Source organism: Eubacterium multiforme (assembly GCF_030813415.1).
In the GTDB taxonomy this organism is placed as follows: Bacteria; Bacillota; Clostridia; order Clostridiales; family Clostridiaceae; genus Clostridium; species Clostridium multiforme.
This window is the reverse complement of record NZ_JAUSUF010000001.1, coordinates 331,161-343,285: the sequence shown is the minus strand read 5'-3', so window position 1 is coordinate 343,285 and position 12,125 is coordinate 331,161. Positions and strand designations below refer to the sequence as shown.

Annotated in this window: 11 protein-coding genes and 1 other annotated feature; of the genes, 6 read left to right on the top strand and 5 right to left on the bottom strand. The window is 27.2% G+C overall.

The window, feature by feature from the left end:
• Window positions 1-963, bottom strand: coding sequence for a biotin--[acetyl-CoA-carboxylase] ligase (locus J2S18_RS01580; RefSeq protein ID WP_307482365.1), 963 nt, complete (start codon window positions 961-963; stop codon window positions 1-3).
• 256 nt (window positions 964-1,219) lie between these two features.
• Between J2S18_RS01580 and J2S18_RS01575 the strand changes: the two genes are divergently transcribed.
• Window positions 1,220-2,569 (top strand): LCP family protein, encoded by a 1,350-nt coding sequence (locus J2S18_RS01575; RefSeq protein ID WP_307482362.1) that lies wholly within the window; start codon window positions 1,220-1,222, stop codon window positions 2,567-2,569.
• A gap of 79 nt (window positions 2,570-2,648) precedes the next feature.
• Complete coding sequence (locus tag J2S18_RS01570) at window positions 2,649-3,293, top strand: site-2 protease family protein (RefSeq protein WP_307482361.1); 645 nt, start codon at window positions 2,649-2,651, stop codon at window positions 3,291-3,293.
• 43 nt (window positions 3,294-3,336) lie between these two features.
• On the opposite strand, the gene J2S18_RS01565 is transcribed toward J2S18_RS01570, so the two are convergent.
• The gene (locus J2S18_RS01565; RefSeq protein WP_307482359.1) at window positions 3,337-4,848 is read right to left on the bottom strand and encodes a Ppx/GppA phosphatase family protein; all 1,512 of its coding nucleotides are present in this window, start codon (window positions 4,846-4,848) and stop codon (window positions 3,337-3,339) included.
• 149 nt (window positions 4,849-4,997) lie between these two features.
• Window positions 4,998-5,224, top strand: a binding site (T-box leader).
• Between the two features lie 58 nt (window positions 5,225-5,282).
• Between J2S18_RS01565 and argS the strand changes: the two genes are divergently transcribed.
• Window positions 5,283-6,977, top strand: coding sequence for an arginine--tRNA ligase (argS, locus tag J2S18_RS01560; RefSeq protein WP_307482357.1), 1,695 nt, complete (start codon window positions 5,283-5,285; stop codon window positions 6,975-6,977).
• Window positions 6,978-7,087: 110 nt separating this feature from the next.
• On the top strand, window positions 7,088-8,209 hold the full coding sequence (locus tag J2S18_RS01555; RefSeq protein WP_370873733.1) for an AI-2E family transporter: 1,122 nt from the start codon (window positions 7,088-7,090) through the stop codon (window positions 8,207-8,209).
• A gap of 44 nt (window positions 8,210-8,253) precedes the next feature.
• Here the strand turns inward: J2S18_RS01555 and J2S18_RS01550 are convergent, their stop codons facing one another.
• From J2S18_RS01550 to J2S18_RS01540, 3 genes are read right to left on the bottom strand one after another with little or no spacing between them, the layout of a single operon-like run.
• Window positions 8,254-8,397, bottom strand: coding sequence for a FeoB-associated Cys-rich membrane protein (locus J2S18_RS01550; protein ID WP_307482352.1), 144 nt, complete (start codon window positions 8,395-8,397; stop codon window positions 8,254-8,256).
• A 16-nt stretch (window positions 8,398-8,413) separates the two neighbouring features.
• The gene (gene feoB, locus J2S18_RS01545) at window positions 8,414-10,174 is read right to left on the bottom strand and encodes a ferrous iron transport protein B (RefSeq protein WP_307482350.1); all 1,761 of its coding nucleotides are present in this window, start codon (window positions 10,172-10,174) and stop codon (window positions 8,414-8,416) included.
• A gap of 12 nt (window positions 10,175-10,186) precedes the next feature.
• On the bottom strand, window positions 10,187-10,405 hold the full coding sequence (locus tag J2S18_RS01540) for a FeoA family protein (RefSeq protein ID WP_307482347.1): 219 nt from the start codon (window positions 10,403-10,405) through the stop codon (window positions 10,187-10,189).
• Between the two features lie 232 nt (window positions 10,406-10,637).
• On the opposite strand from J2S18_RS01540, the gene J2S18_RS01535 reads away from it, so the two are divergent.
• Together J2S18_RS01535 and J2S18_RS01530 are read left to right on the top strand one after the other, a co-directional pair.
• Window positions 10,638-11,369 (top strand): HAD-IB family hydrolase, encoded by a 732-nt coding sequence (locus J2S18_RS01535; protein ID WP_307482344.1) that lies wholly within the window; start codon window positions 10,638-10,640, stop codon window positions 11,367-11,369.
• 14 nt (window positions 11,370-11,383) lie between these two features.
• Window positions 11,384-12,118: a ribonuclease H-like domain-containing protein gene (locus J2S18_RS01530; protein ID WP_307482342.1), complete on the top strand. Its 735-nt coding sequence runs from the start codon at window positions 11,384-11,386 to the stop codon at window positions 12,116-12,118.
• The last annotated feature ends 7 nt before the right edge of the window (window positions 12,119-12,125 follow it).

Below are 12,125 nucleotides of genomic sequence, written 5' to 3'. Positions count from 1 at the left end.
TTAATTTTTAAAGGTTAATTCTCCACTTAAAACCTTTTTTATTTCTCCATTGGTATCTTCAATTATAAGTTCACCTTCATCATCTATACCAAGGCATATTACATCTTCTTCTCCCATTGGTGTTATTAGTTTTGCTTTTGTGTTTTTTAATAGAGAATTATCTCTACATATATTTATAACTTCTAATAAATTATTAGTTTGTAAAAAGTCATCATAAAGTTTTTCAAAGTGGTTTAAAAATAAAGCTAAGATTTCTCCACGATTATAGTTTTTCCCACTTTCTATTAATAGGGAAGTAGCATTATTTAAATCACTTGCAAATTCTTCTTTAGGAATATTTATATTCATACCAATTCCAACTATAATATAATTTATAGTATCCATATCACAATTCATAAGTGTTAGTATTCCACAAAGTTTTTTGTTATTAACGTAAATGTCATTTGGCCACTTGATTTTACTTTCTATGTTTAAATCCTTTAAAGTTTTAAATACTGAAGCTGCTGCAATTAATGTAATTTTATTTGCATAGTTTGGAGAAAGATTTGGCTTTAGTATTAAGGAAGTCCATATACCTCCCTTTGGAGAGTGCCAGATACGTTTAAATCTTCCAGTACCATTAGTTTGAACTTCTGCTGTTATAATGGCGCCATTTGAATTTTCTTCTTTAGCTATTTCTTTAGCTAATGTATTTGTTGAATTAATTTCTTTAAAGTAATAAAATTTTCTACCTAAAACTTTTGTTTTTAAAAATTCATTTACAGAAGGATAGTCTAGAAGGTCAGGACTTTTTATTAATTTATATCCTTTATTTCTAACTGCATCAATAATGTAGCCTTCCTCTTTTAACTTATTAATATGTTTCCAAATAGAATTTCTAGAAACTCCTAAATATTCACTTATGTCTTCTCCGGAGATATAACCAGTATTATTTTTTAATAGGGTTAATATCTTATTTTTCATGATTTTCCTCCAAAAAATAATATTTTATATAATTATATCATATACATAAAAAGATAAAAAATAACACAAAATAAAGAAATTTATTGAATAATATTAATAAAGTTTAATTAAAATGTAAGAATTTTAAGGCTAAATATACTGGTATAACTTTAAATTATTTATTATAATAGAATTGTTATACTAAAATTTACGTTAATTTATTTTGGAAGAGGGTGTTATTAGGGTTAGTTTCTTAATAACATTAGGGAGGTAAAAAATGCAAAATAAGGGAAATGATAAAAAGGGAAGAGAAATTAAAAAAAGAAAAATGTCAAAAAAGAAAAAAGCTTTAATTTCTGTGTTAACTTTACTCCTTCTTATTATAGTAGGAGCTGGGGGCACTTATATGTATATAAGAGGAAAAGTTTATAAGGATAGTCCAAGTACACAGAATGTAGATTATAAAGAACAACCGGGTATTACGAATATATTATTAATAGGAACAGATGCACGTAAAGTTGATGAAGCAGCTAGAGCAGATGCTATAATTATTGCTACAATAGATAGTAATCATAAAAAGCTAAAATTAACTTCAATAATGAGAGATACTTTAGTTAACATACCAGGTCATGGAGAGCAAAAGATTAATGCAGCTCTTGCTTTTGGTGGACCAGATTTATTAATGCAAACTATTAAAGATAATTTTGATTTAACATTAAATAAATATGTAATGGTTAATTTTAAGGGATTCCAGTCAATAATAGACCAAGTTGGTGGTATTGATGTTGATATTCATCAATATGAAATAAAAGAACTAAATAAATTTATTGGAGAGTATGAAAAAGATAAATCTCCAAAGATAACTAAACCAGGAATGCAACATTTAGATGGTCAACAAGCTTTAGCTTATGCAAGAATAAGAAAAACTGGTGATGGAGACTACGAAAGAACTGAAAGACAAAGAAGAGTTATAGATTTAGTTACACAAAAATTTAAAGATTTAAGTGTTCTTAAATATCCATCTGTTATGTCAGATTTATTACCATATGTAAAAACTAATATAGAACCAGCTATGATTTTAAATTATGCTTATACTGTTTCTAAATTTCCAAGTTTAAAATTTGAACAATTAAGAATTCCAGTAAGTGAGGATATTTCTTGGGGAGGTCTTTATAAGACTAAAGGATGGGTTCTTATTGTAGATAAAGAACAAAATTCTAAAATGATGAAAGATTTTATATTTGATGATATAAAACCTACAGCAAAGAGTTATAGCATTGCTAAGTGGAAAGATAAACTTGCAGGCTATATGAATCAAAATGAAGAGCATATTAAGGATAATGGTCCATTAAAGGCTGATAAAGATGATGAAGGTTATATTCCACCAGTTAGAAAGAAGAAAACTAATACTGGTGCAGGTGTAAATAAAACTGAATCAAATAGTTCAAATGGAGGAAATACCTCACATAGTTCAGGTAAAGAAAATACTAGTACAGGTTCAAATGATGATAAAGTAAATAAACCAAAACCTGTTAAACCAAAACCAGAAGTAAAACCTGAAAATCCAAAACCAGAGAATCCAAAGGAAGAAACTTCAAAAGAAGAAAATAATAAAGAAAATAAATAATATAATAAAACACAGTTTGTTTTTTCAAACTGTGTTTTGTGTTATAATACTTTAAAATAAATAAAAGGAGAATTTATAGATGAATTTTATACTTGGGAAATTACTTATGCTTCCTGCCATATTAATTGGATTTACTTTCCATGAATTTGCTCATGCAAAAATGGCAGACAAGTTAGGGGATAAAACACCAAGGTTTCAAGGTAGATTAAATTTAAATCCTATTAATCACTTAGACCCAATTGGAACCTTATTAATATTATTTTGTGGAATAGGATGGGCAAAGCCAGTACAGGTAAATCCAAGAGCTTTTAAAAACTATTATAAAGATGATTTAAAGGTAAGTCTTGCAGGACCATTAGCAAACTTAATTGTTGCCTTTGTAGGGATGATATTATATGTTGCTGTATATTTGTTAGGTGGATATGAAATTTTAAATGGAGCATTATTTTCAGTACTTTTAGTAATATCAAAATGGATAGTAATATTAAATATAAATTTATTTGTATTTAATTTATTACCACTTCCAGGATTAGATGGGTTTAGTATACTTAAAGATTTAAGTCCTAAACATTTTTATAAAATATCTGATTCAATTTATAAGTATCAATTTTTAATTTTTATTTTAATAATAGTAGTTGGTGGACCAATAATACAAATACCATCAAACTTTATATTTAGATTTTTCTTTAAAATAGTAGGATCATTTTTTGGAATGATATTTTAAAAAAAGCAGTTAGTTTTTTATTTAAACTAACTGCTTTAATATATCAATCTATTTTTTCTATAATTAAATTTTTATTAAAGGTTTCTTTAAAGGAGCAAGCACTTCTCATTGCTTGGCGTATTTCAAGTTCTAAAGTTAATGGAGATTTAAGATATATTCTAACATTATCTTCATCTATAACAGTCTCTATCTCTTTAACTGCACCTTCTAAACTTCTATCAAGTCCTTCTGCTATTTTTAGAATAGATCCAAGGTATTCTATTGACTTAGCATCAATTCTATTTAATATTGAACTATATTGAGGAAGAGGTATGTGATATCTATTATTTCTATGACAAGCTGCTACAGCTGCACTCAATATTAATTCTTTATGAGTTAATCCATTTATACATGAATTTAATATTACATAAAAACTATGTTTATGATGATTATAATAATCTATACTTATACCACAATCATGAAGTAGTGATGATGTTCTTATAATTCTTTTATAAGAATCATTTAACTTATGGAGAGGCTTTAAGTCTTCAAAAAGTATTTTTGAAATTTCATAAACATGTTTAGCATGTCCTTTATTAATGTTAAGTTTATTCATTATACCTTTAATACTAAAAATTAGCATATCTTTTTCATAATCATAATTTTCCTTAATATATTCATACATAATTCCATCTCTTAAACCACTTGAAGATGTAATTATATTTCTTATATTTGTAGTTTTAAGTAAGTTTTGAAAAATACAAAGGCCAGCTACAATTATATCTGCACGTTCATAAGGAAGTCCCCTAATTTGATGACGTTGCTTTAAGCTTTTACATTTTAATAAATTATATATCTCATGAACATCCATATCATTTAATGTATAATTATGTTCTATATCGAAGGGATAACGTTTTTTGATTCTATCAATTCTTCCAAGAGCTTTTATTGTTCCACCTACTCCTATAATTGAATCAAAATCTCCCTCTAAAAGCCAACTACATTCTGCTATTGCATTATTTATTTCAATGTTAGCATTTTCAATATCTTCTCTTAATATTCTATCTTGTAGATTAAATTCAGAAGTTAAATTTAATGTTCCTACAGGAAGAGAGTGAAGGGCTTTTATTTCTCCATCTTTAATCCAGGCTAAATTAGTTACAGTTCCTTCTATATCAACCATTAAAGAATTATCAAAATATAGTGTGTTTGATATACCTAGAAAATTATAATATATTTCCTTATCTACAGTTAATATATTAACATCTATACCTAATTCTTCTTTTATTAAATTTAAAAGGTATTGACTATTTGAAGCCCTCCTAAAAGTTTCTGTAGCAATTGCTATAATTTTTTTAGCACCAGATACTTGACACATTGATTTAAAAACTCTTAAAGTTGATAGTGCTATATTAAGTTTTTCACTTGATATTTCAGTTCCATCCACTAAATCTTGGCAAAGTCTTATAGATGTATTTAGTTCATCAATTGGCCTAAAATATCCATCTTCCTCTACTTCATTTAAGGTTAGAGTAACTGAGTTAGCACCTATTTCAATAACACCAATTCTTTTCATAACAAACTCCTTAAATAATAAATTAAATTTATATATGTATTGTTATTATTATACAACATTTTTAAGGCTTGTGTTAGAAATAAGAATATTTAACTATTTGTTGACATTCATGCAAAAAACTATGTATAATGTATGAAAGAAAGTAAAATATAAATTCTATGAAAAGGAGAGTAGAATAATTGATTCTTAGAGAGAGCAGGGGATTTTGGTGGAAGCCTTGTAGATAGATTATTTGAAGAGAACCTTGGAGAAGCACCTGAAATGAGTAGGGATCGCCGCAAATTTTAATCATTTGCGTTACCAAAAAAGAGTGGCATTTCTTTATGCAAGTAGAGTGGTACCGCGGAAAACTAATTGATAGTATTCCGTCTCTTATTTTTAAATAAGAGGCGGTTTTTTTATATTTTACGGAGAAAATTAAGGAGGAATAATTAATGGATTATAAACAAATCATTGCAGAATTAATAAAACAAAATGTTGATTTAAATGTAGAAGATATTAAAAAACTTATAGAAATACCACCAAAATCAGAAATGGGTGATTACGCTTTTCCTTGCTTTCAATTAGCAAAAGTTTTAAGAAAAGCTCCAAATATGATAGCTGAAGAGTTAGCATCAAAATTAAACAAAGATGGATTTGAAAAGATAACAAACTTAGGACCATATGTAAATTTCTTTGTAGATAAGACTACTTTTACAAAAAACACTATAGAAGATGTTCTTAAAGAAGGAGATAAATATGGTTCATCAAATATTGGTGAAGGTAAAACTGTATGTGTTGAGTATTCATCACCAAATATAGCTAAGCCTTTCCACGTTGGTCACCTTTGTACAACAGCTATAGGTAATTCTCTTTATAAACTATTCAAAGAGGAAGGATATAATGTAGTTGGTATAAATCACTTAGGAGACTGGGGTACTCAATTTGGTAAGCTTATAGCAGCTTATGATAGATGGGTAGATGAAGAAGCTTTAGAAAAGGATCCAATAGGAGAATTATTAAGAATATACGTTAAATTCCATGAGGAAGCTGAAAAAGATCCATCATTAATAGATGAAGGAAGATTACACTTTAAGAGACTTGAAGATGGTGAACCAGAAGAAACAGCATTATGGAAGAGATTTAGAGATTTAAGCTTAAAGGAATTTAATAGAGTTTATGATCTTTTAGGAATTAAATTTGATTCACTAGCTGGAGAAGCATTCTATAATGATAAAATGCAAGTTATTATTGATGAATTAAGAGATAAAAACTTACTTACAGAAAGTAATGGAGCTCAAGTTGTTATGCTTGATGAATATAATATGCCACCTTGTATTATATTAAAAGGTGATGGAGCTACTATATATGCAACAAGAGATTTAGCAGCTGCAAATTACAGAAAGAACACATATGATTTTGATAAGTCAATATATGTAGTTGGAACACCTCAAGCTCTACACTTTAAACAATTCTTTAAAGTATTAGAACTTGCAGGAAAAGATTGGGCAAAGAACTGTGTTCATGTAGGCTTTGGATTAGTTAAGTTCCCAGATGGTGGAATGTCAACAAGAAAAGGTAAAGTTATATTATTAGATGATTTATTACATGAAGCTATTGCTAAAACATTAGAAATTATAAATGAGAAGAATCCAGATTTAGAAAACAAAGAAGAAGTAGCTAAGAAGATTGGTATTGGTGCAGTAGTATTTACTTACCTTAAGAATTCAAGGGAAAAAGATATTATCTTTGATTGGAAGGAAATACTTTCATTTGAAGGAGAAACTGGACCATATGTTCAATATTCATATGCAAGAGGAAATAGTATATTAGAAAAAGCTAAGGATATTGAACTTACAAATATAGATTACAGTAAGTTAGATTCAAAGGAAGAATTTGAATTAATTAAAGCTATAGAAGGTTTTAGAAAGAGTATTCATTTAGCAACTGAAAAATATGAGCCATCAGTTGTAACTAGATATGTTGTAGAAGTTGCTAAGTTATTTAATAAGTTCTATAATGCACATTCAGTATTAAACTTAGAGGATGAAGAACTTAAGAAAGCAAGACTTAGCTTAGTTAAATCAAGCTTACAAGTAATTAAAAATGGCTTAGGCTTATTAGGAATAGATGTTGTAGAAAAAATGTAAAAATAATTATGAAAAATACTAGAAAGTTAACTTTCTAGTATTTTTTTGTGTCATCATAGAATATTGAAAAAATTAATGTATAATATAACTAAAAGTAAAATTTGAGGGTGGTGAAAAAATTGAAATTTGATAAGAATATAAAATATAAAGATATTTTAATTTGGGCTTTAATAGTTTTTATTGTTTATAAAGTTGTTGATAATTATCCAGTATATTTATCCATAATAAAGAAGTTTATGAATGTTCTTACACCATTTATATATGCTTTTGTTTTTGCTTACGTTTTAAATCCTATAATGAAATTATTTGAAAAAAGACTTAAATTAAAGCGTGGATTAGCAGTTGCTGCAACATATATAATTTTTCTTGGAATATTAGTTGTTATAGGTATATATGTGATTCCAAGTGTAATAGATAGTATAATATCAATTGCAAAGGAAATTCCAAATTATATTAGTACAGCACAAGGTTGGATTAACTCTGCACTACAAAATGATAAATTCTATGAAATAATGAAAGAAGCTGGTGTACTGCATACATTAACATCAGTATCAACAAAAGTAGGTGCTATTGCTGTAACATTATTAGAAGGGGCAGCAGGCTCTTTATTAACAATAACAACAGATATAATAATGACTGGTTTTGGTTTTTTAATATCAATATATATATTAGCTGATAAAGAAAGATTTATAAAACAAGTAAAGTTATTAATAGCTATGATAATAGGTGAGAAAAAAGGAAAATGGTTATTAAATTTAGGTAGAACATATAACCATATGATAGGAGCTTATATAGGTATTAAAGCCTTAGATTCATTGATAATTGGGCTTATAGCATTAGTTGGACTAATAATACTAAAGGTTCCTTATGCAGTATTACTTGCAATAGTAGTAGGCTTTACAAATATGATACCTTATTTTGGACCATTTGTTGGAGATGTTGTTTGTTGTACCGTTGCAATATTTGTATCTCCATGGAAAGCACTTGGAGTATTTATTTTCTTACTATTACTTCAACAATTTGATGCTTGGTACTTAGAACCTAAACTTGTAAGTGGAAAGGTTGGTATAGGACCATTTTGGGTTGTACTTGGAGTAACAATTGGAGGAGGATTCTTTGGAGCAATAGGAATGCTTCTTGCATCACCAACAATGGCAACAATAAAGATCTATTATGATAAGATTGTAGATAGATTTAAAGAAAACCATGAAGATATAGTAGATAAATTATAAAGCAAAATAAAAAATACCAGTAGATTTTAATCTACTGGTATTTTTTATTTTTTTATATTTAATTTTCTAGAAGGACAATTCTTGTTACAAGAACCACAATTGCATTGTCCACTAGAGGATTTCTTAACATTTTTATATATTATAAATGCAGCTAATACTACAATACCTGCTGTTATTATAATTTCCATATTATCACCTTCGTCTTTAAAATAATGAAGCCAAGTTATAGAATATAAAAGCAACAACCCAAGCAAGTACAAGTTGATAACAAACTGAAAAAACTGTTAATTTAGTTCCATATTCTTTCTTCATAGTACCTACAGCTGAAATACAAGGAACATAAAGTAAAGTAAATATTAAAAATGAATATGCTGAAATTGATGTAAAGAAGTGAGGTAAAATAACTTTTAAATCACCGCTAAATATTACTTCCATTGTAGAAACAACAGTTTCCTTTGCAAGTAAGCCACTTAATAAAGATACTGATGATTGCCAGTTACCAAAACCAAGTGGAGCAAAAATTGGAGCAATAAATGAACCAATTGAAGCTAATAAACTTTCATCAATATTTTCAACCATTCCTTGTAAATTAAAGTTTGATAAAAACCAAATTAGAACGCTCATAGCAAAAATAATTGTACCAGCTTTCTTTAAAAAGCCTTTACCTTTATCAAAAGTTTGTTTTAAAAGTGATTTTACTTGAGGTAATTTATAATTTGGAAGTTCTATTATAAAAGGTTCTTCATCCTTTTTGAAAATAGTATTCTTAAATAAAATACCAAGTAAAAATGCTACTACAACACCTAATAAATAAAGTGAAGCAACAACTAACCCTCTATGCTTAGTAAAAAATACTGAAGCAAATAATGCATAAACAGGAAGCCTAGCATTACAAGACATTAAAGGAACAAGTAGAGCCGTTAGCTTTCTGTCCTTTTCACTTTCAAGTGTTCTTGCAGACATAATTGCAGGAACTGTACATCCAAATCCTACAATCATTGGAATAAATGCTTTTCCTGAAAGTCCCATTTTTCTCATAAGTTTGTCCATTAAAAATGCAACTCTTGCCATATATCCACTATCTTCTAAGAAAGTTATGCAAATAAACAATGCAAGTATTACAGGTAAAAGAACTAATATACCACCTACACCACTTATGATACCGTCAATTAATAATGACTGGAACCAAGGTGAAGCACTACTTAAAACTGTGTGCATCCAAGGAATAAAATTATCATTTAATAAGCCATCTAGCAAATCTGATATAGGTTGTCCAACCCATGAAAATGTAAACTGAAACATAAATGCCATTATTAAAATAAATAATGGATAAGCTAAAAATGGATTTAAGAAAATTTTATCTAATTTTTCCGTTAAATTCTTCTTATTTGCATCTTTTATTTGCATACATTCATGAACTACTTTTTCAATATAAGTATAAGCTTCTTTTTCATCTTTAAAATCAAATTCTGAATTATCTTTAGTATTAGTAAAGTTTTTATTTTCTAATACATCTTTTATTAAATCAATACCCTTGCCCTTTGAAGCCATAATAGGAATAACAGTAACTCCAAATTCTTCTGAAAGCTTTTTATAATCAATTTCATAGCCTTTGCTATGAACAACATCAATCATATTAATAGCAAGAATTATTGGTTTATTAAAGTGTTTAAGTTGAGTAGTTAAATATAAATTTCTATCTAAATTAGAACCATCAACAATATTAAGTATAATGTCCACATCGCCATTTTCTAAGAAATTTTTTGCAACTTTTTCTTCATGAGAAAAAGTATCCATTGCATAAATTCCAGGTAAATCTACTATTTTTATATCTTTGTAGTAACCTTCTTTTTTTTCAACAGTAACACCAGGCCAATTACCAACATATTGTTTTGAACCAGTTAATGCATTAAAAAGAGTTGTTTTACCAACGTTTGGATTACCAAGTAAAGCAATTGTTGTCATTTATATTTCCTCCTAAGTTAGTAAAATATTTTTCGCATCTTTTTTTCTTATTGCTAAATCAAAGCCTCTAAAATTTACTATTAAGGGATCCCCTAGAGGAGCTACTCTTTTTAGTGTTATTTCAGTACCTTCAATGCAACCTAAAGCTAATAATCTTTTAGCTAATTTAGCATCACCGCAAATGGTATTTATAACACCATGTTCGCCAGGTTTTAATTTTACTAATTCCATTTATTTAACACCTCACAATGAAAATCATTATCATATTTATACAATTATAATAGCACTATATGAATTTAGAAGTCAATGTTTAATGTGAAAATAATATATATAAAATTTTTTAGAGTATATAAAGGAAGAATTAAATTTGAAGTAGAGAATTGTAGAATTGTTTTGCAAAAAAAATTTTTATGGTTATAATATAAAGAAAAGTTAATTACAAAAGAAGGTAGGGTGAATTTTTATGGAGAAAAATATTGCAGCATTTTTTGATATTGATGGAACTTTATATAGAGAAGGGTTAATTACTGAAGTTTTCAAAAAAATGATTAAATATGAAATAATTGAACCAGAAAAATGGTACAATGATGTTAGAAAAGATTTTGAAAAATGGGATAGACGACAAGGTGATTATGATACATATTTATTAAAAATGATTGATATATATATGGAGGCTATAAAAGGATTAAAGAACGATCAAATAGAATTTATAGCTAAGAGAGTCATAGAGCAAAAAGGTGATAGAGTATATACCTTTACAAGAGACAGAATAAAATGGCACAAAGAACAAGGTCATATTTTAATTACAGTTTCAGGTTCTCCAATAGAATTAGTAAAAGAGATGTCATCAAAATATGGATTTAATGATTTTAGAGGTGCAAAATATACTTTAGATGAAAATAATAAATATACTGGTGATGTAATACCTATGTGGGATAGTGAAAGCAAGGAAAAGGCAATTAAAGAATTACAAGAAAAGTATAATTTAGATTTAGAAGAAAGTTATGCATATGGAGATACTGCAGGAGATTATACAATGCTTAGTAAAGTAGGGAATCCATATTGTATGAATCCAACAAAGGAGCTTTTAAAACAAATAATAGCTGATAAAGAGTTGTCAGAAAGAATAAATGTTATTGTAGAAAGAAAAGATGTAACGTATAATCTTAATGTAGGTGATATACAATTTGAGTAAGAAAGAGTGATACTGTGATTATAAAAGAAAACATTATACCTGTAGATAGTTTAGAAGAAGAAGAATTTTTAGAAAATGAATATAAAGTTTTACCAGAAGATATAATATTTTTTGATTTAGAACATTATGTGTACAAAAAACCTAAGTGCATAGGTGTATTTGGGGCATGTATATATAATAAGGAAAGAAAAATACTTCATGTAACTCAATATATGATAGAAAACAAAAAAGAAAGTAAAGATATTTTAACTTTAGCTCTAAATTATTTTATAGATATGAAAAAACAAGGTAAAAAAGCTATATCAACATTTTCAGGTAATAATGATTTTACAGTAATAAACTACTTATTCAATAAAAATAATATAGTATATGACTTTAAAGAGGAATTTTTTTCAATAGATATTCAAAAGTCATATGAAAAGGAAATGAAAACTTCTATAGGTCTTAAAAAATTAGAAAAGATTTTTGATATTGATAGGCAAGGGGAGGTTATTAGCGGATCTAATTTGGCTAAAACTTTTCATAAGGTTATGAAGGATAATGATTATATAAAAAGAATGCCAAAGGAAAAGATAGAGAAAATCCTTCTTTATAATGAGCAAGATGTTGTTAACCTATATTATATATATACTAATTGGAAGAAATATATTAAATTAGAAGAAAAAGAAGAAGAGATAGATTCTAAAAATAATATAGAAGAAAATAATATAAATGATATATTAGAAGAAAAACACTTAGAAATGAAATAATCTTTCT